Here is a 253-nt window from a genome sequence, read left to right as displayed (position 1 = left end):
GGTTGGCGACCCAGGTCAGTACCAGCACAAAGGCGAAGTAGGAGATCACCAGCGCGCTGTTGAAATGGCCGCTGCTGTTGCGCATGTTGTTCAGGTACACCTGCAGGGTCTCGTAACGGGTGCCGACCAGCAGGTTGGCGAACACGAACTCGCCAAACAGGAACGAAAACGACAGCAGCAACGCCACCATCAGGCCCTTGCGCAGGTTCGGCAGCACCACCAGCAGCACGGCCTGCCAGGTGCTGGCGCCCAG

The 253-nt window shown here is 61.7% G+C and carries 1 protein-coding gene; it reads right to left on the bottom strand.

Annotated elements, in window-relative coordinates:
- Positions 1 to 253 (bottom strand): ABC transporter permease subunit (locus SB756_RS32720; protein WP_410913596.1); only part of this gene is annotated, 253 nt, incomplete at both ends.

This window comes from Pseudomonas sp. SIMBA_068, from assembly GCF_046534705.1.
Lineage (GTDB): Bacteria > Pseudomonadota > Gammaproteobacteria > Pseudomonadales > Pseudomonadaceae > Aquipseudomonas > Aquipseudomonas putida.
The sequence above is the reverse complement of the archived record's forward strand: the minus strand, read 5'-3'. Positions and strand labels throughout refer to the sequence as shown.